The following is a 21,665-nucleotide window of genomic DNA, read 5'->3' on the forward strand; positions in this document are numbered from 1 at the left end:
GGTCACAGGATCAGGTCGCGCAGGTCGTCCGGCAGAGCGCCGGGTTGTTTGATGGCGGCTAGGTCGGCGTCGGCAAGCGCGTTCCAGGCATCCTCGTTCCACAGTTGGAATTTGTTCAGTTGGCCGACCAGCATCGCGTGCTTGTCCAGCCCCGCGTGCGCGCGCAGACGCGGCGGCACGAGGAAGCGACCACTGCCGTCCAGCTCGATATCCACGGCATTGCCGATCAGCAGGCGTTGCAGGCGGCGGGTTTCTTCACGCAGGGAAGGCAGGTCGCGGAGCTTGGCTTCGATCAGCTCCCACTCCGGCAGGGGATAAACGCACAGGCAGGGGTCTACGGCATCGATGGTGACGATGAGCTGGCCAGCACAACGCGAAACGAGCTCGTCGCGATACCGGCTCGGCATCGCGAGTCGCCCTTTGGCGTCGAGACTGATGGCGTTAGCTCCACGAAACAAGGCTGCGCTTCCCCACTGTTATTAGCTTTCCATGCCCTTATGACCCACTTTTTTCCACTTTGTGCCACTTCGGCACACTATAGGAATGCGCGCACCCTAGCGTCAAGGCGCGAAAACTAGGAAAAATCCTTATGGGACGGTGATTTAGCGAACTAAGCGGGGCTTTTGCAGCAGCAAAACAGAGGTTTTTTAGAGGCGAATTTCTTCAAGTTCATGAAGCTAATCTTCGAACTTAAAGTAATTTCTTAAGAGTAAGAATTTTTCGGTATTGGAAGGTGAAGCGGATAGAAGAGAAAGGAGGAGAGTCGATCTGTAAGCCGGGTTCTGTCGAGGACAGTCATTCCTCTACGACGTACATCACTGCACGCCTCTAGCAACCTACCCGGTTCCAGCGCGGGCCACGCCGATGGAACCCTATTTGGTCTTGCTCCGAGTGGGGTTTGCCTAGCCACGGACTGTTACCAGCCGTGCGGTGCGCTCTTACCGCACCTTTTCACCCTTACCGGCGCCGAAACGCTTAGGCGGTTATTTTCTGTGGCACTTTCCGTAGGCTCGCGCCTCCCAGGCGTTACCTGGCACTCCGCCCTATGGAGCCCGGACTTTCCTCCCCCTCCCATAAGGAAGGCGGCGACTGTCCGATCGACTCTCCGCCGCCAAGGGTAGCGATCCAGGCGACTCAGGACAAGCTCAAGCGCCCTTCTGCCGATCGAGGGCCACCTGGTACAGCAGGTTCTTGCGCACTCCGGTGATCTCCGCCGCCAGCGCCGCAGCGCGCTTGAGCGGCAACTCGGCCAGCAGCAGATCGAGCACACGCAGGGCCTCGCCACTCACCGCCTCGTCGCCCTCCGGCGCATGCCAGCCAGCGACCAGGATCACGCACTCGCCGCGCTGCTGGTTGCTGTCGGCAGATACCCAATCGTGCAGCTCGCCCAGCGGCAGCCCCTTGAGGGTCTCGAAGGTCTTGGTCAGCTCGCGCCCCAGCACGGCCAGCCGGTCCGCACCGAAGATGTCGCGCATGTCGGCGAGGGATTCGAGCAGGCGATGCGGCGCCTCGTAATAGATGAGGGTGCGAGCATCTTCCCTGACCTGCTCGAGTCGCCCACGGCGACCGACCGTCTTGGCCGGCAGGAAACCTTCGAAACTGAAACGATCGGACGGCAGCCCCGCCGCCGACAACGCGGCGATCAGTGCACAGGCGCCCGGCACCGGCACCACGCGAATGCCGGCCGCACGCGCGGCGCGCACCAGATGAAAGCCCGGATCGGAGATCAGCGGCGTACCCGCGTCGGAGATCAGCGCCACATCCTCACCCGCCTGCAGGCGAGCGAGGAAACGCCCACCCTGGTCGCGTTCATTGTGCTCGTGGCAGGCCGCCAGCGGCGTTGCGATGCCGAAGTGCTGCAGCAGGCGCACCGAATGCCGGGTGTCCTCGGCGGCGATCAGTGCCACCTGGCCGAGGATGCGCAGCGCCCGCGCGCTGATGTCGTCCAGATTGCCGATAGGCGTAGCGACCACATACAGCGTGCCGACGGCGGCGGGAACAGCGGAAGCACTCACGGGCGCACCTCGATTGCGGAAAGCGCGCATTGTAGCCCGTTTCCAGGCACCGACATCGCGCCCGCCGCGGGGCTTGGGTACAATCCCGCCTTCTTTCTGATCAGTACCAGGAACGTATTAGATGATCGCCTGCCTGCGCCCGCTCTCCGCCCTCTGCCTTGCCGGCCTCCTGGCCGCCTGTGCCGGTTCGCCCTCGTCCAGCCTGGGCGAACTGCCGCGCACCCCTCAGGCCAGCATCGACCAGTTGCTGCAGCAAGCCAGCACCAGCGAGCCGGAGCAAGCCGCCCTGCTGCGCCTGTCGGCTGCCGACCAGGCCTATCGCCAGCAGGACATCGGCCGCGCCACGCGCATCCTCGACGAAATTTCGCTGGATGGCCTGAAGCCGGCCCAGCAGGTGTTCGCCGCCACCCTCGATGCCGAACTGGCCATGGCCCGCAACAAGCCGAAGAGCGCGCTCAAGGCCCTGCAGCACCCGAGCCTGGAGCGCCTGGGCGAGCTGCCGGTGGAGCAGCAGATCCGCACCCAGCTGGTCCGGGCACGCGCCCTCGAGGCCGACGGCCAGACCCTGGCAGCCGCCCGCGAGCGCGTGTTCATTGCCCCGCTGCTGTCCGGCGAAGCCGCCAACGCCAACCACGAGGCGATCTGGAGCCTGGTCTCCAGCCTGCCGCAGAGCCAGCTGATCAGCTCCGGCGACAGCGACCTGGACGGCTGGCTGAGCCTGGCCCTGGCTACCAAGAGCGCCGGCACCCCGGACCAGCAGCTGGCCGCCATCGATGGCTGGAAGAATCAGCACCCGCAGCACCCGGCCGCCGAGCAACTGCCGCTGGCCCTGGACAAGCTGAAGGAGCTGGCCGGTCAGCCCCTGCAGAAGATCGCCCTGCTGCTGCCGCAGGAAGGCCAACTGGCCTCGGTGGCCCGCGCCCTGCGCGACGGCTTCCTGGCCGCCCACTACCAGGCCCAGCAGGCCGGGCAGAATCCGCCGGAAATCCTGCTGTATGACAGCTCGCGCCTGTCCTCGCTGGACGACTTCTACCGCCAGGCACAGGCCGACGGCGCGCAATTGGTGATCGGCCCGCTTGAGAAGCCGCTGGTCAAGCAGCTCAGCGAACGCCCGCAGCTACCGCTGACCACCCTGGCCCTGAACTACAGCGACGCCGGTCGCGAGGCGCCGGCCCAGCTGTTCCAGTTCGGCCTGGCCGCCGAAGACGAGGCCCGCGAAGTGGCCCGCCGCGCCTGGGCCGATGGCATGCGCAGCGCCGTAGCCCTGGTACCGCAAGGCGAATGGGGTAATCGCGTACTGGCCGCCTTCCAGCAGAGCTGGCAGGCCGCCGGTGGCAACCTGATCGCCGCCGAGCATGTCGACCAGCCGGTGGAACTGGCCCAGCAGATCGCCGACCTACTCCAGCTGCGTCAGAGCGAGGCACGTGCCAAGCGCCTGCAGACCACCCTGGGCACCCAGCTGGCCGCCCTGCCGGCACGTCGCCAGGACATCGACTTCATCTTCCTCGCCGCCACCCCGCAGCAGGCCCAGCAGATCAAACCGACCCTGGCCTTCCAGTACGCCGGCGACCTGCCGGTATACGCCACCTCGCATCTCTACACCGGCGGGCAGAACCCGGCGCAGTACCAGGACCTGGAAGGCATCCGCTTCTGCGAGACGCCCTGGCTGCTGGACAGCAACGACGCCCTGCGCCAGCAGGTCGACCAGCAATGGCCACAGGCCGCCGGCAGCCTGGGCCGCCTGTACGCCATGGGCGTCGATGCCTTCCGCCTGGCCCCGCGCCTGAGCCAGCTCAAGGCCCTGCCGGACAGCCAGGTCGAGGGCCTCTCCGGCAACCTCAGCCTGAACCAGGCCCAGCGCGTCGAGCGCCAGCTGCCCTGGGCCGAGTTCCGCAACGGCCAGGTCCAGCGCCTGCCGGATAGCCTCAATTAATTCGCGCCAGGACAGCGGTCGCGCCGCCGAGAGCCTGGCGCGCGACCACCTGCAGCGACAGGGCCTGCGCCTGCTGGCGCAGAACTGGAGCTGCCGCGGCGGCGAGCTCGATCTGGTCATGCTCGACGGCGATACAGTAGTATTCGTCGAGGTTCGCTACCGCAAGCACGCCGCCTGGGGTGGCGCGCTGGAAAGCGTCGACGCCCGCAAGCGCCAGCGCCTGATTCTCGCCGCCGAGCTTTTCCTGCAGCGCGAGAATCGCTGGGGCAAGCAGCCCTGCCGCTTCGACGTGGTGGCAATAGGGCCAGGCGATTCCGGACTGAACTGGCTACGCAACGCTTTCGAAACGTGAATAGGCCCGATCAAGAATTTCAAGTCGACCCGCGGCGCCGTCTTCGGGTACAACCCCGCTCATCGCGCGCCACGGCGACTTTCGTCATTTCCGGCTGTCTCAGCCAGCACACCTAAGGTTCCATTCCATGGATATGCAAAACCGCATTCGCCAGATGTTCCAGGCCAGCATCGACACCAAACAGCAGGCCATGGAAGTGCTGGTACCCTTCATCGAGCACGGCAGCCAGGTCATGGTTCATTCGCTGCTCAACGAGGGCAAGATCCTCACCTGCGGCAACGGCGGCTCGGCCGGCGATGCCCAGCACTTCTCTTCCGAGCTGCTCAACCGCTTCGAGCGCGAGCGCCCGAGCCTGCCGGCCATCGCGCTGACCACCGACAGCTCGACCATCACCTCGATCGCCAACGACTACAGCTACAACGAGGTGTTCTCCAAGCAGATCCGCGCCCTCGGCCAGCCGGGCGACGTGCTTCTGGCGATCTCCACTAGCGGCAACTCGGCCAACGTGATCCAGGCCATCCAGGCCGCGCATGACCGCGAAATGGTGGTGGTCGCCCTGACCGGCCGCGACGGTGGCGGCATGGCCTCGTTGCTGCTGCCGGAGGATGTGGAAATCCGCGTGCCTTCCAAGGTCACCGCACGCATCCAGGAAGTGCACCTGCTCGCCATCCACTGCCTGTGCGACCTGATTGATCGTCAACTGTTCGGGAGTGAAGAATGACCCGCAATACCCTGATCCTCGCCACCCTCGCCCTGGGCCTAGCCCTCGGCGGCTGCAGCAACCGCAGCATCGGCAACAAGATCGACGACCAGTTCCTTGAGCCGAACGTGGCCAGCGCCGTGTCGCGCTCGCACCCGGACCTGACCGGCCCGACTTCGCACATCGTGGTCACCAGTTACAACGGCGTGATCCTGCTGGCCGGCCAGACTCCGCGTGACGACCTGAAGCAGAAGGCCGGACAGATCGCCAACGGCGTGCAGGGCGTGAAGAAGCTGCACAACGAGATCCAGGTACTGCAACCCACCAGCGCCCTGGCCCGCAGCAACGACGCGCTGATCACCAGCAAGATCAAGACGATGATGCTGGCCGACAGCAAGGTGCCGAGCGCCAAGGTCAAGGTGGTGACCGAGAACGGCATTGTCTACCTGCTCGGCCTGGTCACCCGCGCCGAGGGCGCCGCCGCCACCAATGTGGTGTCGGGCGTGTCCGGCGTGCAGAAGATCGTCACCCTGTACCAGTACACCAACTGAGCCCACGGCAGGGGGGACCCTGCGGCGGACATGAAAAAGGCGATCCTCGGATCGCCTTTTTTATTGCTACTTGACCACCTTCAGGCTGGGCCGCCCGCTGGGTCGTGGCGGCTCGCCGCCGGACGGTCCGTCATCATCGGGCTCCGGTCCTTCCTCGTCATCGTCGACCGGCGGCTCCAGCTCGAAGACCATGCCCTGGCCGTTCTCCCGCGCATAGATCGCCAGCATGGCGCCGGACGGCACGAACAGCGAATGCGCCACGCCACCGAAACGCCCCTCGAAGCTGACCGCCTCGTTATCCATGTGCAGGTTGCGCACAGCGCTGGGCGACACGTTGAGGACGATCTGCCCGTCGTTGGCGTAGCCGGCCGGCACACGCACGCCGGGGAACTCGGCATTCACCAGCAGGTGCGGCGTGCAGTCGTTGTCGACGATCCACTCGTACAGGGCACGTACCAGGTAGGGGCGACTGGAGTTCATCTCGGCCTCCTCGGCTCAGCGCATGTCGCGCTCGACGGTGGATAGACTGGCCTGGAAGGCCTCGCTGGCGAACACCCGCTCCATGTAGTCCAGCAGCGGCTTGGCCGGGCGCGGCAGCTCGATACCCAGCTTCGGCAGACGCCACAGGATCGGCAGCAGGCAGCAGTCCACCAGGCTCAGCTCGTCACTAAGGAAGAACGGCTTGTCGGCGAACAGCGGCGAGACGCCGGTCAGGCTCTCACGCAGCTCCTTGCGCGCCACGGCACGATCCGCCTCCTTGGTACGCGAGTCGAGAATCTGGTCGACCAGCTTGCACCAGTCGCGCTGGATGCGGTGCATCAGCAGGCGGCTCTTGGCCCGGTCCACCGGATACACCGGCAGCAGCGGCGGATGCGGGTAGCGCTCGTCGAGATACTCCATCACCACGGTGGATTCGTACAGGGCCAGGTCACGATCGACCAGGGTCGGTACGCCGCCATAGGGGTTGGCCTCGGCCAGCTTGGGCGGGCAGCGCCCGGCCTGGACATCGATGATCTCGGCACTGACGCCCTTCTCGGCCAGCACCAGTCGCACGCGATGGGAATAGTGGTCGGCAGGGTCGGAATAACAGGCCAGCTTATTGGTCGCGGCCATGGCGCCCCTCACTTTTCGAAATGGCAGAAACAGAAAAACGCACGCGCCCTTGAGGGGCGCGTGCGTTTACAACGGTGACGCAGTGTATCAGTGTACGTCCTTCCAGTATTCGCGCTTCAGCAGATAGGCGAACACGAAGAAGAAGGCCAGGTACAGCAGGACATAGGTACCGATGCGCTGGCTTTCCAGCTTGACCGGGTTGGCCGAGTAGGCGAGGAAGGTCACCAGGTTGTGCACCTTCTCGTCGAATTCAGCCTCGGTCAGGGTGCCGGTCTTCGGCACGATGGTCAGCTGGTCGCAGGCCTCGTGGGTGATCGGCGCGCCGGTCAGCGGGTCGTACTGCTTCTTGCCTTCCTCGACCACTTGGACCTGCTTGCAGCCGACAACCTGGCGACCCTGCAGGCCGACCAGTACGTTGGGCATGCCGACGTTCGGGAACACCTTGTTGTTGGCACCCAGCGGACGAGTCGGATCCTCGTAGAAGGTGCGCAGGTAGGTGTACAGCCAGTCGGCACCGCGTACGCGGGCAACCAGGGTCAGGTCGGGCGGCGCAGCGCCGAACCAGGCCTTGGCATCTTCCGGCTTCATGCCGATCTTCATGTGGTCGCCGATCTTGGCACCGGTGAATACCAGGTTCTCCAGCATCAGTTCGTGCGGGATGCCGATGTCATCGGCAACACGCTCGTAGCGCTGGAACTTGGCGCTGTGGCAGCCCATGCAGTAGTTGGCGAAGGTACGCGCGCCGTCCTGCAGAGCGGCCTTGTCGGTCAGGTCGAGGTCGACCTTGTCCAGCTCGACGCCATGGCCGCCAGCGGCAAAGGAGAAGGCCGGCAGTGCAGCGATAACAAATGCAGCAAATAGCTTTTTCATCAGCCAGTCACCCTTTCCGGAACCGGTTTAGTCTTCTCCATCCGGGTGTAGAACGGCATCAGGATGAAGTAGGCGAAATACAGCGCGGTGCAGATCTGCGACAGCAGGGTACGGCCCGGAGTCGGTGCCAGTACGCCCAGCACGCCGAGGATCACGAAGGACACGCAGAACACCAGCAGCCAGACCTTGCTCAGCCACCCCTTGTAGCGCATCGACTTGACCGGGCTACGGTCGAGCCACGGCAGGACGAACAGCACGGCAATGGCGGCGCCCATGGCGATCACGCCCAGCAGCTTGTCCGGCACGGCGCGCAGGATGGCGTAGAAGGGAGTGAAGTACCACACCGGAGCGATGTGCTCGGGGGTCTTGAACGGGTTGGCCTGTTCGAAGTTCGGCTTCTCGAGGAAGTAACCACCCATCTCCGGGAAGAAGAACACGATGGCGCAGAACACGAACAGGAAGACCACCACGCCGACGATGTCTTTCACGGTGTAGTAGGGATGGAACGCGATGCCGTCGATCGGCACACCGTTCTCGTCCTTGTTCTTCTTGATGTCGACGCCGTCCGGGTTGTTCGAACCCACTTCGTGCAGCGCCAGGATGTGCAGCACGACCAGGCCGAGCAGGACGATCGGCAGGGCGATCACGTGCAGGGCGAAGAAGCGGTTCAGGGTGATGCCGGAGATCAGGTAGTCACCACGGATCCACTGGGTCAGGTCATCGCCGATCACCGGAATGGCACCGAACAGCGAGATGATCACCTGGGCGCCCCAGTAGGACATCTGGCCCCACGGCAGCAGATAGCCCATGAAGGCCTCGGCCATCAGGCACAGGTAGATCAGCATGCCGAAGATCCACACCAGCTCGCGCGGCTTCTGGTAGGAGCCGTAGAGCAGACCGCGGAACATGTGTAGGTAGACCACCACGAAGAACGCGGAAGCACCGGTGGAGTGCAGGTAGCGGATGATCCAGCCGAACTCCACGTCGCGCATGATGTATTCGACGGAAGCGAAGGCTTCCTCGGCGGACGGAGTGAAGCTCATGGTCAGCCAGATGCCGGTGAGGATCTGGTTGACCAGCACCAGCAGTGCCAGCGAGCCAAAGAAATAGAAGAAGTTGAAGTTCTTGGGAGCGTAATACTTGCTCAGATGGTCTTCCCACATCTTGGTCGCGGGGAAGCGCGCATCGACCCAGGCCATGAATTTTTCCATCATGCTTTCTCCTGGTCCACGCCGATGACGATGACTTCATCGGACTCGTAGGAATGCGGCGGAACCGGCAGGTTCAGCGGCGCGGGCTGGGCCTTGTAGACGCGACCGGCGAGGTCGTAGCGCGAACCGTGGCAGGGGCAGAAGTAACCGCCGACCCACTCCGGACCGAGGTCGGCCGGGGCCACTTCCGGGCGGAAGGATGGCGAGCAGCCCAAGTGGGTGCACAGACCAACCAGCACCAGGATTTCCGGCTTGATCGCGCGAGTCTTCTTGTCGACGTATTCCGGCTGCACGGAGGCGGCGGATTCCGGGTCGGCAACGTTGCCGTCGATCTTGGTCAGGTTGGCCAGGATCTCCTCGGTACGACGCACGATGAATACCGGCTGACCGCGCCATTCGGCGATCATCTGCTGGCCGGGTTCGACCTTGGCGATATTCACTTTCACCGGTGCACCGGCCGCTTTGGCCTTGGCACTGGGGAACCATGACCCCACGAACGGAGTCGCAGCACCCACCGCTCCGGCAGCACCTACCACCGAAGTGGCCGCCACCAGGAAGCGACGCCGGCCTGCATTCACGCCGTCATTGCTCATTCAGTCGTCTCCCATCAGCTTTGTGGCCTGTGGTCAGGCCTCTACTAAGTAATAAATCGGGCCGCACAAAATTTGCCGAATGGTAAAGAAAAGCCCCTTTTCTGACAAGGTAATTACCGGATACAAATTGGTCGCAGGCCTTGCAGACCGGGCTTTCCACCAATGCGACAGGTTGTCGCAGAGTAAAAACAGGCAGCAATAAAAAACGCCCAGCTCCGAAGAGGCTGGGCGTCTTTGAACGTAGCAGCGAATTAACGCTTCGAGTACTGCGGACGCTTACGCGCTTTACGCAGACCGACTTTCTTACGCTCTACTTCACGGGCATCGCGAGTCACGAAGCCAGCTTTGCGCAGGGCAGGACGCAGGCCTTCGTCGTAATCCATCAGGGCACGAGTGATGCCGTGACGGATCGCACCGGCTTGACCGCTGACACCACCACCGAGAACGGTGACATAGATGTCGAACTTCTCGGTGGTCTCGGTCAGCTCAAGCGGCTGACGCACGACCATGCGAGCGGTCTCGCGGCCGAAGAAATTATCCAGGCTGCGGTTGTTGATGGAGATCTTGCCAGTGCCCGGACGCAGGAATACGCGTGCGGTAGCGGTCTTGCGACGGCCAGTGCCGTAATTTTGAGTCGCCGACATAATGAACTATTCCGTTAAATCTTCAGTTCTTGGGGCTGCTGAGCGGTGTGCGGGTGAACGGCACCCTTGTACACCTTCAGCTTGCGATACATGTCGCGACCCAGCGGATTCTTCGGCAACATGCCCTTGACCGCGGTCTCGATCACGCGCTCGGGGGCCTTGGCGATCAGCTTCTCGAAGCTGATTTCCTTGATGCCGCCCGGGAAACCGGAGTGCGAGTAGTACATCTTGTCGGAGGTCTTGGCACCAGTTACACGCACCTGCTCGGCATTGATCACGACGATGTAGTCGCCGGTATCAACGTGCGGGGTGTATTCCGGCTTGTGCTTGCCGCGCAGACGGCTCGCGATTTCGGTGGCCAGACGACCCAGGGTCTGACCTGCAGCGTCGACGACGTACCAGTCGCGCTTAACAGTTTCCGGTTTTGCAGTAAAAGTCTTCATTCGCTATAGCCTCAGGGGCCGCCCTGAAAATAAGACGGCGGATCTTACTGAATAGTGCTTGCTTTGACAAGGTCAAAGACAGCCGGAAACAGACGCTGTCGGGGGCTCGGGTCAGCGCGTCCGCTACGGCGGGGTTTCGGTGGGCTAGGCATCCCCACCTTCCTCCTCGTACGGGCTAGGCATCCCCGCCGAGAAAGCCGCGGAATTATGCCGATTGCTGCGAAAATAGCAACCTGCTTTATGCTTGGCGCTCCCGCTTGAATCAAGGAAATGCACATGGAATACCGTCAACTGGGCCGCAGCGACCTGAGCGTCAGCGCCCTGTGCCTGGGCAGCATGACCTGGGGTGAGCAGAACAGCGAGGCCGAAGGCTTCGCCCAGATCGATCGCGCCCGCGCCGCGGGGATCAACTTCCTCGACACCGCCGAGATGTACCCGGTGCCGCCGCGCGGCGATACCTACGGCGCCACGGAGCGCATCATCGGCAACTACTTCAAGGCCCGCGGCAACCGCGCCGAGTGGATCCTGGCCAGCAAGGTGGCCGGCCCCGGCAATGGCATCGACTACATTCGCGGCGGCCAGCTCAAGCACAACCGCCAGCATATAGTCGCCGCCCTGGACGAGAGCCTGAAGCGCCTGCAGACCGACTGGATCGACCTCTACCAGCTGCACTGGCCCGAGCGCAGCACCAACTTCTTCGGCCAGCTCGGCTATCGCCATCAGGAACAGGACTCCACCCCGCTACAGGAAACCCTGGAAGTGCTCGGCGAGCAGGTCAAGGCCGGCAAGATCCGCCATATCGGCCTGTCCAACGAAACGCCCTGGGGCACCATGAAGTTCCTGCAGCTGGCCGACAGCCAGGGCCTGGCCCGCGCGGTGTCGATCCAGAACCCCTACAATCTGCTCAACCGCAGCTTCGAGGTGGGTCTGGCAGAAGTGGCGATCCGCGAACAATGCGGTCTGCTGGCTTACTCGCCGCTGGCGTTCGGCATGCTGTCCGGCAAGTACGCCAACGGCGCCCGGCCGGCCAATGCGCGGATCACCCTGTTCAGCCGCTTCTCGCGCTACACCAACCCACAGGCGCAGGCCGCCTGCGACCGTTACGTGCAGCTGGCCCGCGAGCACGGCCTGGATCCGGCGCAGATGGCACTGGCCTTCGTCACCCGCCAGCCCTTCGTTACCAGCAATATCATCGGCGCCACCAGCCTGGAGCAGCTGGAGAGGAACCTGGGCAGCATCGATCTTCAGCTCTCGGCAGGAGTTCTGGAGGGCATCGAGGCCATTCATCGCGAGCAGCCCAACCCGGCGCCCTGAGGCTCAGCCGAACAGATCCGGCGTGCCCGCCTGGGGCGCCGGCATCTCGCCGCGGCGCGAAGCCAGCCGATCCGCCAGACGGGTCGGCTCGGGCAGGCGATAGCCACGGCAGCAGGCCAGCACCAGCTCCACTGCAGTGGCCATGCTCACGCGATGCCCGGGCGAGACGATCAGCGGCTTGACCTTATCCTTGCTGCGCAGCATCCAGCCGACCTGCTCACCCGCACGCCTGAGCGGCACGCGCGCGCCCTTCTCCTGCGGCAACTCCGCATGAGTGCCGACAAGAATGCTCTTGGCCACGCCAATGGTCGGCAAGCCAGTCACCACACCCAGGTGCGAGGCGATGCCGAGTCGGCGCGGATGGGCGATGCCCAGGCCGTCGCAATAGATCAGATCCGGTATCTGCGGCAGATCGCGCAATGCCTGCAGCAAGGCCGGCAGCTCGCGGAAGGACAACAGGCCCGGCACATACGGCATGCTGGTGGGAATGCGCGCCACGCTATGAGCCATCAGCTGCAAGGTATCGGCATCGAGCAGCACGGCGGCCGCCAGAGTGATGCTGCCCTGCTCCTCGAAGCCGACATCGACTCCCGCGATCATCCGCGGCGGCACGAAGTCATCCTCCAGCACCACTCGCTCGGCCAGCGTACTCTGCAGCACGCGCGCCTGTTGCGCGGTCCCGTCCCAATCGGCGAAGGGTGATGTATGCATCGGCAACTCCAATCCCGCAATGGATCGGTAGACCGACATGGGCAGAGGCTGGTTCGCCTGCGACGACCGCAGGCAAACCAGGGGAGGCTTACAGCGAGCGGGAGATGATCTCTTTCATGATCTCGTTGGTGCCGGCGTAGATGCGCTGCACCCGCGAGTCGGCCCAGGCGCGGGCGATCGGGTATTCCCACATGTAGCCGTAGCCGCCATGCAGCTGCACGCACTCGTCGATCACCTTGCACTGCAGGTCGGTGCCCCAGTACTTGAGCATCGCCGCGGTCGGCACATCCAGCTTGCCCTGCAGGTGCAGCTCCAGGCAGCGGTCGACGAACACCCGGCCGATCTGCGCCTCGGTGGTCATCTCGGCCAGCTTGAAGCGAGTGTTCTGGAAGTCCGACACGGACTTGCCGAAGGCCTTGCGCTCACGGGTGTAGTCCAGGGTCCACTTGATCGCCGCCTCGGCCGAAGCGATGGCGCCCACGCCCACGGTCAGGCGCTCCTGGGGCAGTTCCTGCATCAGGTAGACGAAGCCCATGCCCTCCTTGCCGAGCAGGTTGTCTTTGGGAATGCGCACGTCCTGGAAGAACAGCTCGGAGGTGTCCTGGGCTTTCATGCCGACCTTCTCCAGGCGCTTGCCCTTGGAGAAGCCCGGGGTGTTGGCATCCACCAGGAACAGGCTGATGCCCTTGGCGCCGCCCTTGGGATCGGTCTTGGCGACGACTATCACCATGTCGGCCAGCCAGCCATTGGTGATGAAGGTCTTGGAGCCGTTGATCACATAGTGATCGCCATCCAGCACGGCGGTGGTCTTCACGCCCTGCAGGTCGGAACCGGTGCCCGGCTCGGTCATGGCGATGGCGGTGACCACTTCGCCGGTCACCATCTTCGGCAGGTAATGCTGCTTCTGCGCTTCACTGCCGTAGTGAAGAATGTAGGGCGCGACGATGTCCGAGTGCAGCGAGAAGCCGACGCCGGACAGGCCGAGGCGCGACTGCTCCTCGATCACCACGGCGCTGTAGAGGAAGTCGGCGCTCATGCCACCGTATTCCTCGGGAATGTGCGAGCAGAGCATGCCGGCATCACCGGCCCTGTTCCACAGGGCGCGGTCGATGTGACCGTCCTTTTCCCACTGGGCGTGGAAAGGCGCCGCCTCCTGCTCGAAGAACTTGCGCACGGACTCGCGGAACAGCTCGTGCTCGGAGCTGAACAGGGTTCTTGGAATCATTGTTACACCTGCTTCTGAGTGATCGTTGGGTGCCCACACTCTAGGCCAGCACCGTTATCGGGGGCACTGGACACATGCGACAAAAAATAAGACGATCCAGCCACCTGATGACCGTTTAATCACCAACAAGAACAACAAACATGTCGCCTACACGCATCGCCATACTCGCCACCGACGGCGTCTTCGCGGCCACCCTGATGCAGGCCCGGGACTTCTTCCACATGGCCGGACTGCGCCACGGCAAGCAGCAGGGCCTGGGCCCCACCTCGGCGTTCCAGATCCGTGTGGTCAGCCCGGACGGCCAGGCCGTGACCAGCTTCAGCGAGGCGGTGATCCCGGTGGATGGCAGCCTGGGCGAGGCCGAGGTGGTGATCCTGCCGGCGTTCTGGGGCGACTTCGACGCCCTCTGCCAGCGCTGCCCCGAGGTCCTCCCCTGGCTGCGCGAACGGCACGCCGCCGGCAGCGCCATCTGCGGCGAGGCCACCGGCGTGTTCTGGATGGCCCAGGCCGGCCTACTCGACGGCAAGGAGGCGACCACCTACTGGCGTTTCTTCCGCGAGTTCGCCGAGCGCTTCCCCAAGGTATTGCTGAACCAGGACAAGCACCTGTCGGACGCCGACAACCTGTACTGCGCCGGCGGCGTCACCTCGGCCTGCGACCTCTACATCTACCTGATCGAGCGCTACTGCGGCGCCGGCATCGCCCAGGGCGTATCGCGCGACATCCTCTACGAGACCCAGCGCAGCTACAGCCCGGGGCGCATCGGCTTCGGCGGACAGAAGCTGCACCAGGACGTGGCCATCCTGCAGGTACAGCAGTGGCTGGAAGAGCACTTCGCCGAGAAATTCCGCATCGAGGACGTGGCGCGCCAGCACGGCATGAGCATTCGCAACTTCATGCGGCGCTTCCAGGCGGCGACCGGCGACAAACCCCTGCACTACCTGCAGCGCCTGCGCATCGAAACGGCCAAGGGCCTGCTCAGCGCCACTCGCAAGAGCATCAAGACCATCAGCTACGAAGTGGGCTACGACGACGCCAGCTTCTTCGCCCGCCTGTTCCGCCAGCATGCCGAGCTGTCACCCAATCAGTACCGCCGGCAGTTCCAGCACAAGGACAGCGCCTGAGCGCAGGCCGCCTTACGCAGGCCGCAGAAACGCAGAAGGGCCACCCATGGGCAGCCCTTCTCGTTGAAGCGTATTGCCGTTACGGCTTGTGCGGCCGCGACAGGAACTCGTGGGACTGCATCTCCAGCAGACGACTGAGGGTGCGCTGGAACTCGAAGCTCAGGCGGCCGCCGGTATACAGGTCCTTCAGCTCCACCTCGGCCGAGATGATCAGCTTGACGTTGCGGTCGTAGAACTCGTCCACCAGGTTGATGAAGCGCCGCGCCATGTCGTCCTTGGCCACGCCCATCTGCTCCACGTTGGCCAGGATCACCGCGTGGAAGATCTTGCCCAGTTCGATGTAGTCGTTCTGGCTGCGCGGGCCGTCGCACAGCTCGCGGAACTCGAACCAAGCCACGTCGTCGCCTTCCTTGCGCGCCACGATCGGACGGTTCTCGATCATCAGCGCCTTGTTCTCTTCCACCTTGCAGTGCTCGGGCAGCAGGCTGTTGAAGCTCTTCTCCAGGCTGATCTCAGCCTCGGCATCCAGCGGCCAGTGGAACAGCTCGGCCTGCTCGAGAGCGCGCAGGCGATAGTCCACGCCGCTGTCGACGTTGACCACCTCGGTGTACTGCTTGACCAGGGCGATGGCCGGCAGGAAGCGCGCGCGCTGCAGGCCGTCCTTGTACAGGCCGTCCGGCACGATGTTGGAGGTAGCCACCAGGCTTACGCCGTTCTTGAACAGCTCCTCCAGCAGGGTGGCGAGGATCATGGCGTCGGTGATGTCGCTGACGAAGAATTCGTCGAAACAGATCACCCGCGCCTCTTCGGCGAAGCGCTTGCCGATGATGGTCAGCGGGTTCTTCTCACCCTTGAGGGTGCGCATCTCTTCGTGCACGCGCTTCATGAAGCGGTGGAAGTGGGTGCGCATCTTCTGCTCGAACGGCAGCGCATCGAAGAAGGTATCGACCAGGTAGGTCTTGCCGCGACCAACGCCGCCCCAGAAGTAGATGCCCTTGACCGGCTCCTGGCGCTTCTTGCCGAACAACTTGCCGAACAGCCCAGAGGAAGCCTGGGAGTCCGCCACCAGATCGTCGTACAGACGCTGCAGGTGGCGCACGGCGTTTTCCTGCGCGGCGTCGTGGAAGAAGTCCGGCCGCTTCAGATCGGCCTGATAACGCTCAAGAGGAGTCATGCTGGGAACTTCGGTAACAAAAACGGGGCGGTCACTTTAGCGACGGCCCCGTTGCTTGGCAATCACGCCGTGTCTCACTCCTGCGGGGCAAGCGCCTCGCGCAGGCGGGCGATGGCAACATCCACGGCGGCGACATCGGCAAAGGCCGGACTGTTGCCGACCGACTCGCCATCCAGCCACACGGAGAAGGCCTGGCCCTCGGCACGCACATCCAGCGCCTCGCCGGACTGCAGGCGCTTGCTGGCCTGGCCGGCAGCCTTGCCGTCGGCGAAGGACTTGGACAGTAGCAACTGCTCGCCGGCGGCGTCCAGCAGGCGGAAGCGGAAGCTGCCGTCCTCGTCACGGAAACTGACGAAGCGCGCGCTCTTGGCCGCCTTCTTCTTCCCGCCACCGGCGGTCTGCACCTGCTCGCGGAAGGAACGCAGGCCGACTGCCTCGCGCAGCTCGCCGAGGAACGGGGTGGCGATCTTGCGCGCCTTGGCGGCACCGGCCAGGAGGATGTCTTCCAGGTCGGCCGGCTTGGTGATCAGCGCGTTATAGCGCTCGCGGGCCTCGCCCAGCTCGGCGTCGAGCAGCTGGAACAGACGGTTCTTCGCCTCGCCCCAGGCCAGGCCGCCTTCCAGCTCGGCGCGGAACTCGGCCTGCTGCGCGGCGGTGGCGAAGGCCTGATACAGGGTGAACAGATGCGAGCCGTCGGCATCCTTGGGTTCGCCCGGCAGCCTGGAGTCGGTGACGATGCGCGCGATGGCGTCCTTCAGCTGCTTGGCGCTGCCGAACAACGGAATCGTGTTGTCGTAGCTCTTGCTCATCTTGCGGCCGTCGAGGCCGGGCAGGGTCGCCACTTCCTCCTCGACCACCGCCTCGGGCAGGGTGAACAGCTCCTTGCCATTGCCGAACAGGTGGTTGAAGCGCTGGCCGATGTCGCGGGCCATCTCCACGTGCTGGATCTGGTCGCGTCCCACCGGCACCTTGTGCGCGTTGAACATCAGGATGTCCGCCGCCATCAGCACCGGGTAGCTGAACAGGCCCATGGTGATGCCGGCGTCCGGGTCTTCGCCCTGCTCGACGTTCTTGTCCACCGCGGCCTTGTAGGCGTGGGCGCGGTTGAGCAGGCCCTTGCCGGCGACGCAGGTGAGCAGCCAGCACAGCTCGGGAATCTCGGGAATGTCGGACTGGCGATAGAAGGTCGCCTTGTTCACGTCCAGGCCAAGAGCCAGCCAGGTGGCGGCGATCTCCAGGCGCGAGCGCTGGATACGTGCCGGCTCGTCGCACTTGATCAGCGCGTGGTAATCGGCAAGGAAGTAGAAGGAGTCGGCGTCGGCGGCGCGGCTGGCGACGATGGCCGGACGGATCGCGCCGGCATAGTTGCCCAGGTGCGGGGTGCCGGTGGTGGTGATGCCGGTGAGGATACGGGTGGTCATAGTGGTTTCGCTTATTGGATACGCGGCTGAACCAGGTCTTTCAGCTCAGGCAACTTGCCGTGAAAAAAGTGGCCGCATTCTGCCACCTTCAGCAGCTCATGGGCACGGGGAAGCGCTGCCGACCAGGCGTAGACCGCCGCGGGCTCGACCACCTCGTCCTGCTCCGGCTGTACCACCACCAGCTCGCCGCCTTGCGGCAGGTGCTCGGGCGCCTGCAGGCGATGCACGGCGGGCGCGACCATGAACAGTTTCTCGGTCGCCACGCCCCGGTCTTCCAGACGCCCGGCCAAAGCGCCGGCGACGAAGCCGCCGAAGGAAAAGCCGAACAGCGTCAGCGGCAGTTCGGGGTATTGGCCACGCAGCCAGTGGGCGACCGCCTCGGCGTCATCCACCTCGCCGCTGCCCATGTCGTGGCTGCCGGCGCTGGCACCGACGCCGCGGTAGTTGAAGCGCAAGGTGTGATAGCCCATGTCGCGCACCGCGCGCTGCAGGGTGGAAACCACCTTGTTGAGCATGGTGCCGCCCTGCACCGGGTTAGGGTGGCAGATCAGGGCGACGCCGCGGGCGTCCGGCACTTCACAGAACAGGGCTTCGAGCTGGCCGCAGGGGCCGTCGAGCAGCAGAGGGGTTTCGCGGATCAACAGCAGGAACTCCGTGACCCCGGACAGGGTCGACACGTCTTGGTTAGGCACATCGCACAACAGGGCTTTGCCGCGGTATACAGCGCCGGCGAGAGCCGCTACCGTAAAACAAAGCCGCTTTCAGAGGAAGGACTCGTGGAACAATCGCTCACCCCCTGGCTGCTGCCCGCCATCGCCCTGCTGGTTGGCGTCGCCATCGGCTTCCTGGCGGCCCGCCTGCTGCCCAATGCCGCGCCCAGCCGCACCCAGCGCCAGCTGGACGAAATGCAGCAGCGCTTCGACAGCTACCAGAGCGAAGTGGTGACCCATTTCAACACCACCGCCAGCCTGGTGAAGAAGCTCACCCAGAGCTACCAGGACGTGCAGGAGCACCTGTCCCAGGGCGCCAACCGCCTGGCCGCCGACGAGCTGACCCGCCAGCGTCTGCTGGCCGCCCTCAGCACCGAAGAGAGCAAGGCCCCGCGCGAGCGTCTGACCCCGCCGAAGAGCAACGAGGCACCCAAGGACTACGCACCGAAGGAGCCGGACAGCCCCGGCACCCTGGACGAAACCTTCGGCCTCAAGCGCTGAAGCCGGCTCAACCCAAAGGCCCCGCCAATGCGGGGCTTTTTTATGCGTCCGCGGGGCAGGTTAAGCCCGCCAGTTATCCGTAGGGTGCGCCATGCGCACCTGCCGTGGCCTGTCTTGGTGCGCACAGGGCACCCTACGGCGAGCAGTGAAACAAAAAGCCCCGCACTAGGCGGGGCTTTGCTTACCGACGTCGCGATCAGATCGCGCCGCGGCTACGCAGCACATCCAGCACCAGCTTGACACCCTCTTCCACCGACACGCTCTGGGTGTCGATCACCAGATCGGCATTCAACGGCACGTCGTAGGCGAAGGACTCGCCGGGGATATTGTCGCCACCGGCGGCATACAGGCCCTGCGGATCGCGCTCCGCGCAGACCTGCGGCGAGGCCTGGACGTAGACGGTGATCAGGCGATCATTGCCGATCAGCGCCTTGGCCTGCTCGCGGCCTTCGGCATCCGGGGCGACGAACGCGGCCAGGGTCAGCAGGCCGGCCTCGTTGAACTGACGAGCCACGTGGGCGGCACGACGCCAGTTCTCGGTACGCCCGGCGCGGTCCTGCGGCAGGCCCTTGTTCAGGTCGTGGCGCAGGTTCTGGCCATCCAGCACGTACACGGCACGGCCCATGTCGAACAGCTTGCGCTCCACGGCATAGGCCAGGGTGCTCTTGCCGGCGCCGGACAGGCCGCTGAACAGCACGGTGGCCGGCTGCTGGCCGAAACGCGCGGCGCGCTCTTCGGTGGATACATGGGCCAGTTCGCCATGATGGCTGCCACCGCCAGCGCCAACCGGGTCGGCGATGATCATGCCGGCACCGACGGTGCCGTTGGTCAGGCGATCGATGACGATGAAGGAGCCGGTGGTGCGGTTGTGCGCGTAGCCGTCGAGGGCGATCGGCGCATCCAGGGCGACCTTGACCTTACCGATCTCGTTGAGCTGCAGGCTGCTCGCGGCGCCCTCTTCCAGGGTGTTCACATCGACCCGGTGGGCGATGCTGGCAATCGAGCCCGGCACATAGCTGGTGGCGCGCTTGATGTCGTATTTCTTGCCCGGCAGCATCGGCTCTTCGGCCATCCACACCAGCATGGCGTCGAAGCTGTCGACCACCTGCGGGCGGTTGTCGGCATGCACCAGCATGTCGCCGCGGGACACGTCGATCTCGTCTTCCAGGGTCAGGGTAATCGCCTGGCCCGGGCCGGCCTGTTCCAACTCGCCTTCGAAGGTGACGATGGACTTGACCTTGCTGCCCTTGCCCGACGGCAGGGCGATGACTTCGTCGCCCTTGCGCACGATGCCGCTGGCCAGGGTGCCGGCGAAACCGCGGAAGTTCAGGTTCGGCCGGTTGACGTACTGCACCGGGAAACGCAGGTCGTTGAAGTTGCGGTCGCCGGCGACTTCCACGGTCTCGAGGATTTCCATCAGCGACTGGCCGGTGTACCAGGGCGACTGCTCGCTCTTGTTCACCACGTTGTCGCCCTTCAGCGCCGACATCGGCACGAAGAACAGCGAGGTCGGCTTGAGCGAGATGCCTTCGGCGAACTTCAGGTAGTCGGCCTTGATCTGCTCGAATACGCCCTGATCGAAGCCCTTGAGGTCCATCTTGTTGATGGCGACGACGATATGCTTGATGCCCAGCAGGCTGGCGATAAAGCTGTGGCGCTTGGTCTGGGTCTGCACACCGTAGCGCGCGTCGATCAGGATGATCGCCAGGTCACACGTCGAAGCTCCCGTGGCCATATTGCGGGTGTACTGCTCATGGCCGGGGGTGTCGGCGATGATGAACTTGCGCTTGGCGGTACTGAAATAGCGGTACGCCACGTCGATGGTGATGCCCTGCTCGCGCTCGGCCTGCAGGCCGTCGACCAGCAGCGCCAGGTCGACGTCATCGCCGGTGGTGCCGACCTTCTTGGAGTCCTTGGTGATGGCCTCCAGATGGTCTTCGTAGATCATCTTGGTGTCGTGCAGCAGGCGCCCGATCAGGGTGCTCTTGCCGTCGTCGACGTTGCCGCAGGTGAGGAAGCGCAGCAGTTCCTTGCGCTCGTGCTGGGCCAGGTACGCAACAATGTCCTGGCTGATCAGATCGGATTGGTGGCTCATGGTGCGGAATCCTTAGAAGTAGCCCTGACGTTTCTTTTCTTCCATCGAACCGGCCTGATCGTGGTCGATCACGCGGCCCTGACGCTCGGAAGTACGGGTCAGAAGCATTTCCTGGATGATGTCGGTCAGCGTGGTCGCCGTAGACTCCACCGCACCGGTCAGCGGGTAGCAGCCGAGGGTGCGGAAACGCACCATCTTCTTCTGGATACGGGCTTTCTCCTCGTCCGACAGATGCTCGAGGATGCGCTCGTCGTCGATCATGATCAGCGTGCCGTTCTTCTCGATCACTTCGCGCTCGGCGGCGAAGTACAGCGGCACGATCGGGATTTGTTCCAGATAGATGTATTGCCAGATGTCCAGCTCGGTCCAGTTGGACAGCGGGAAGACGCGGATCGACTCGCCCTTCTTGACCTTGCCGTTGTACAGGTTCCACAGCTCGGGGCGCTGGTTCTTCGGGTCCCAGCGATGCTTGCTGTCGCGGAAGGAATACACGCGCTCCTTGGCGCGGGACTTCTCCTCGTCACGGCGCGCGCCACCGAAAGCGGCGTCGAAACCGTACTTGTCCAGCGCCTGCTTGAGGCCCTCGGTCTTCATCACGTCGGTGTGCTTGGCACTGCCGTAGGTGAAGGGGTTCATGTCCTGGGCCACACCATCCGGATTGATGTGGGTGATCAGGTCCAGCCCGTACTCTTTGACCATCTTCTCGCGGAAGCGGTACATCTCCTGGAACTTCCAGCGAGTGTCCACGTGCATGACCGGGAACGGCAGCTTGCCGGGGAAGAACGCCTTGCGCGCCAGGTGCAGCATCACGGCGGAATCTTTACCGATGGAATACAGCATCACCGGGTTGTCGAATTCGGCGGCCACTTCACGAATGATGTGGATACTTTCCGCCTCGAGCTGTTTCAGGTGCGTCAGTTTGTCGAGCATGGCTTATCACAGATCTGAGAATGGACGGCCGGCGG

23 protein-coding genes and 1 other RNA gene are annotated in these 21,665 nt (G+C 64.1%); 7 read left to right on the forward strand and 17 right to left on the reverse strand.

The window, feature by feature from the left end; translation table 11 throughout:
• Window positions 1-2: 2 nt before the first annotated feature.
• The 3 genes from mraZ to rsmI form a co-directional block, all read right to left on the reverse strand.
• A complete protein-coding gene (gene mraZ, locus OH686_RS08190) occupies window positions 3-458 on the reverse strand; it encodes a division/cell wall cluster transcriptional repressor MraZ (RefSeq protein ID WP_137974911.1) in 456 nt (151 codons plus the stop codon).
• 297 nt (window positions 459-755) lie between these two features.
• Window positions 756-1,105, reverse strand: an RNA gene (gene rnpB / locus OH686_RS08195) — RNase P RNA component class A.
• A gap of 40 nt (window positions 1,106-1,145) precedes the next feature.
• A complete protein-coding gene (rsmI, locus tag OH686_RS08200) occupies window positions 1,146-2,045 on the reverse strand; it encodes a 16S rRNA (cytidine(1402)-2'-O)-methyltransferase (RefSeq protein WP_289537645.1) in 900 nt (299 codons plus the stop codon).
• A 91-nt stretch (window positions 2,046-2,136) separates the two neighbouring features.
• Between rsmI and OH686_RS08205 the strand changes: the two genes are divergently transcribed.
• From OH686_RS08205 to OH686_RS08220, 4 genes are all read left to right on the forward strand, one after another.
• The gene (locus tag OH686_RS08205; protein WP_289537647.1) at window positions 2,137-3,948 is read left to right on the forward strand and encodes a penicillin-binding protein activator; all 1,812 of its coding nucleotides are present in this window, start codon (window positions 2,137-2,139) and stop codon (window positions 3,946-3,948) included.
• Complete coding sequence (locus OH686_RS08210; protein ID WP_289538875.1) at window positions 3,944-4,300, forward strand: YraN family protein; 357 nt, start codon at window positions 3,944-3,946, stop codon at window positions 4,298-4,300. Before OH686_RS08205 ends, OH686_RS08210 begins: the two co-directional genes overlap by 5 nt.
• A 127-nt stretch (window positions 4,301-4,427) precedes the next feature.
• A complete protein-coding gene (locus OH686_RS08215) occupies window positions 4,428-5,021 on the forward strand; it encodes a phosphoheptose isomerase (protein ID WP_137974915.1) in 594 nt (197 codons plus the stop codon).
• Window positions 5,018-5,551 carry a BON domain-containing protein gene (locus OH686_RS08220; protein ID WP_289537649.1) on the forward strand — a complete coding sequence of 178 codons (534 nt, stop codon included), beginning with the start codon at window positions 5,018-5,020 and terminating at the stop codon, window positions 5,549-5,551. The genes OH686_RS08215 and OH686_RS08220 overlap by 4 nt, the downstream gene beginning before the upstream one ends.
• A gap of 66 nt (window positions 5,552-5,617) precedes the next feature.
• Here the strand turns inward: OH686_RS08220 and OH686_RS08225 are convergent, their stop codons facing one another.
• From OH686_RS08225 to rplM, 7 genes are all read right to left on the reverse strand, one after another.
• Window positions 5,618-6,031: a ClpXP protease specificity-enhancing factor gene (locus tag OH686_RS08225; RefSeq protein ID WP_137974917.1), complete on the reverse strand. Its 414-nt coding sequence runs from the start codon at window positions 6,029-6,031 to the stop codon at window positions 5,618-5,620.
• A 15-nt stretch (window positions 6,032-6,046) separates the two neighbouring features.
• Window positions 6,047-6,664: a glutathione S-transferase N-terminal domain-containing protein gene (locus tag OH686_RS08230; protein WP_192400273.1), complete on the reverse strand. Its 618-nt coding sequence runs from the start codon at window positions 6,662-6,664 to the stop codon at window positions 6,047-6,049.
• 87 nt (window positions 6,665-6,751) lie between these two features.
• The gene (locus tag OH686_RS08235; RefSeq protein ID WP_137974919.1) at window positions 6,752-7,534 is read right to left on the reverse strand and encodes a cytochrome c1; all 783 of its coding nucleotides are present in this window, start codon (window positions 7,532-7,534) and stop codon (window positions 6,752-6,754) included.
• Complete coding sequence (locus tag OH686_RS08240) at window positions 7,534-8,745, reverse strand: cytochrome b (protein ID WP_137975009.1); 1,212 nt, start codon at window positions 8,743-8,745, stop codon at window positions 7,534-7,536. The genes OH686_RS08235 and OH686_RS08240 overlap by 1 nt, the downstream gene beginning before the upstream one ends.
• On the reverse strand, window positions 8,745-9,338 hold the full coding sequence (gene petA, locus OH686_RS08245; RefSeq protein WP_137974920.1) for a ubiquinol-cytochrome c reductase iron-sulfur subunit: 594 nt from the start codon (window positions 9,336-9,338) through the stop codon (window positions 8,745-8,747). The genes OH686_RS08240 and petA overlap by 1 nt, the downstream gene beginning before the upstream one ends.
• A gap of 251 nt (window positions 9,339-9,589) precedes the next feature.
• A complete protein-coding gene (gene rpsI, locus OH686_RS08250) occupies window positions 9,590-9,982 on the reverse strand; it encodes a 30S ribosomal protein S9 (protein WP_137974921.1) in 393 nt (130 codons plus the stop codon).
• Window positions 9,983-9,996: 14 nt separating this feature from the next.
• Entirely contained in the window at window positions 9,997-10,425 is a 429-nt protein-coding gene (gene rplM, locus OH686_RS08255) for a 50S ribosomal protein L13 (protein WP_137974922.1), read from the reverse strand.
• Between the two features lie 276 nt (window positions 10,426-10,701).
• Here rplM and OH686_RS08260 point away from each other — a divergent pair, with 276 nt between their 5' ends.
• Window positions 10,702-11,739 carry an NADP(H)-dependent aldo-keto reductase gene (locus OH686_RS08260; protein WP_289537656.1) on the forward strand — a complete coding sequence of 346 codons (1,038 nt, stop codon included), beginning with the start codon at window positions 10,702-10,704 and terminating at the stop codon, window positions 11,737-11,739.
• 3 nt (window positions 11,740-11,742) lie between these two features.
• Here the strand turns inward: OH686_RS08260 and nfi are convergent, their stop codons facing one another.
• Window positions 11,743-12,450 carry a deoxyribonuclease V gene (nfi, locus tag OH686_RS08265; protein WP_289537658.1) on the reverse strand — a complete coding sequence of 236 codons (708 nt, stop codon included), beginning with the start codon at window positions 12,448-12,450 and terminating at the stop codon, window positions 11,743-11,745.
• An 88-nt stretch (window positions 12,451-12,538) separates the two neighbouring features.
• Complete coding sequence (locus OH686_RS08270; RefSeq protein ID WP_289537660.1) at window positions 12,539-13,675, reverse strand: acyl-CoA dehydrogenase family protein; 1,137 nt, start codon at window positions 13,673-13,675, stop codon at window positions 12,539-12,541.
• Window positions 13,676-13,896: 221 nt separating this feature from the next.
• Between OH686_RS08270 and OH686_RS08275 the strand changes: the two genes are divergently transcribed.
• The gene (locus OH686_RS08275; RefSeq protein ID WP_171016389.1) at window positions 13,897-14,799 is read left to right on the forward strand and encodes a GlxA family transcriptional regulator; all 903 of its coding nucleotides are present in this window, start codon (window positions 13,897-13,899) and stop codon (window positions 14,797-14,799) included.
• Between the two features lie 79 nt (window positions 14,800-14,878).
• Here OH686_RS08275 and zapE read toward each other — a convergent pair whose 3' ends face one another.
• From zapE to OH686_RS08290, 3 genes are all read right to left on the reverse strand, one after another.
• Window positions 14,879-15,973, reverse strand: coding sequence for a cell division protein ZapE (zapE, locus tag OH686_RS08280; RefSeq protein ID WP_289537662.1), 1,095 nt, complete (start codon window positions 15,971-15,973; stop codon window positions 14,879-14,881).
• A 74-nt stretch (window positions 15,974-16,047) separates the two neighbouring features.
• Window positions 16,048-17,394 (reverse strand): tryptophan--tRNA ligase, encoded by a 1,347-nt coding sequence (locus OH686_RS08285; protein WP_289537664.1) that lies wholly within the window; start codon window positions 17,392-17,394, stop codon window positions 16,048-16,050.
• Between the two features lie 11 nt (window positions 17,395-17,405).
• Complete coding sequence (locus tag OH686_RS08290; RefSeq protein WP_289538878.1) at window positions 17,406-18,038, reverse strand: alpha/beta hydrolase; 633 nt, start codon at window positions 18,036-18,038, stop codon at window positions 17,406-17,408.
• Between the two features lie 132 nt (window positions 18,039-18,170).
• Between OH686_RS08290 and OH686_RS08295 the strand changes: the two genes are divergently transcribed.
• On the forward strand, window positions 18,171-18,605 hold the full coding sequence (locus OH686_RS08295) for a Z-ring associated ZapG family protein (RefSeq protein WP_289537666.1): 435 nt from the start codon (window positions 18,171-18,173) through the stop codon (window positions 18,603-18,605).
• 196 nt (window positions 18,606-18,801) lie between these two features.
• On the opposite strand, the gene cysN is transcribed toward OH686_RS08295, so the two are convergent.
• Window positions 18,802-20,700 carry a sulfate adenylyltransferase subunit CysN gene (gene cysN / locus OH686_RS08300; protein WP_289537668.1) on the reverse strand — a complete coding sequence of 633 codons (1,899 nt, stop codon included), beginning with the start codon at window positions 20,698-20,700 and terminating at the stop codon, window positions 18,802-18,804.
• Window positions 20,701-20,712: 12 nt separating this feature from the next.
• A complete protein-coding gene (gene cysD, locus OH686_RS08305; protein WP_289537670.1) occupies window positions 20,713-21,630 on the reverse strand; it encodes a sulfate adenylyltransferase subunit CysD in 918 nt (305 codons plus the stop codon).
• Between the last annotated feature and the right edge of the window lie 35 nt (window positions 21,631-21,665).

It is taken from the genome of Pseudomonas sp. SO81, assembly GCF_030374125.1.
Classification (GTDB): Bacteria; Pseudomonadota; Gammaproteobacteria; order Pseudomonadales; family Pseudomonadaceae; genus Aquipseudomonas.

Bases quoted from the DNA above. Each gene is read 5' to 3' on its own strand.
- rsmI (WP_289537645.1), bottom strand. From the start codon at position 2,045: ATGCGCGCTTTCCGCAATCGAGGTGCGCCCGTGAGTGCTTCCGCTGTT.
- OH686_RS08205 (WP_289537647.1), top strand. From the start codon at position 2,137: ATGATCGCCTGCCTGCGCCCGCTCTCCGCCCTCTGCCTTGCCGGCCTC.
- OH686_RS08215 (WP_137974915.1), top strand. From the start codon at position 4,428: ATGGATATGCAAAACCGCATTCGCCAGATGTTCCAGGCCAGCATCGAC.
- OH686_RS08220 (WP_289537649.1), top strand. From the start codon at position 5,018: ATGACCCGCAATACCCTGATCCTCGCCACCCTCGCCCTGGGCCTAGCC.
- OH686_RS08225 (WP_137974917.1), bottom strand. From the start codon at position 6,031: ATGAACTCCAGTCGCCCCTACCTGGTACGTGCCCTGTACGAGTGGATC.
- OH686_RS08230 (WP_192400273.1), bottom strand. From the start codon at position 6,664: ATGGCCGCGACCAATAAGCTGGCCTGTTATTCCGACCCTGCCGACCAC.
- OH686_RS08235 (WP_137974919.1), bottom strand. From the start codon at position 7,534: ATGAAAAAGCTATTTGCTGCATTTGTTATCGCTGCACTGCCGGCCTTC.
- OH686_RS08240 (WP_137975009.1), bottom strand. From the start codon at position 8,745: ATGGAAAAATTCATGGCCTGGGTCGATGCGCGCTTCCCCGCGACCAAG.
- petA (WP_137974920.1), bottom strand. From the start codon at position 9,338: ATGAGCAATGACGGCGTGAATGCAGGCCGGCGTCGCTTCCTGGTGGCG.
- rpsI (WP_137974921.1), bottom strand. From the start codon at position 9,982: ATGTCGGCGACTCAAAATTACGGCACTGGCCGTCGCAAGACCGCTACC.
- rplM (WP_137974922.1), bottom strand. From the start codon at position 10,425: ATGAAGACTTTTACTGCAAAACCGGAAACTGTTAAGCGCGACTGGTAC.
- OH686_RS08260 (WP_289537656.1), top strand. From the start codon at position 10,702: ATGGAATACCGTCAACTGGGCCGCAGCGACCTGAGCGTCAGCGCCCTG.
- nfi (WP_289537658.1), bottom strand. From the start codon at position 12,450: ATGCATACATCACCCTTCGCCGATTGGGACGGGACCGCGCAACAGGCG.
- OH686_RS08270 (WP_289537660.1), bottom strand. From the start codon at position 13,675: ATGATTCCAAGAACCCTGTTCAGCTCCGAGCACGAGCTGTTCCGCGAG.
- OH686_RS08275 (WP_171016389.1), top strand. From the start codon at position 13,897: ATGGCCGGACTGCGCCACGGCAAGCAGCAGGGCCTGGGCCCCACCTCG.
- zapE (WP_289537662.1), bottom strand. From the start codon at position 15,973: ATGACTCCTCTTGAGCGTTATCAGGCCGATCTGAAGCGGCCGGACTTC.
- OH686_RS08285 (WP_289537664.1), bottom strand. From the start codon at position 17,394: ATGACCACCCGTATCCTCACCGGCATCACCACCACCGGCACCCCGCAC.
- cysN (WP_289537668.1), bottom strand. From the start codon at position 20,700: ATGAGCCACCAATCCGATCTGATCAGCCAGGACATTGTTGCGTACCTG.
- cysD (WP_289537670.1), bottom strand. From the start codon at position 21,630: ATGCTCGACAAACTGACGCACCTGAAACAGCTCGAGGCGGAAAGTATC.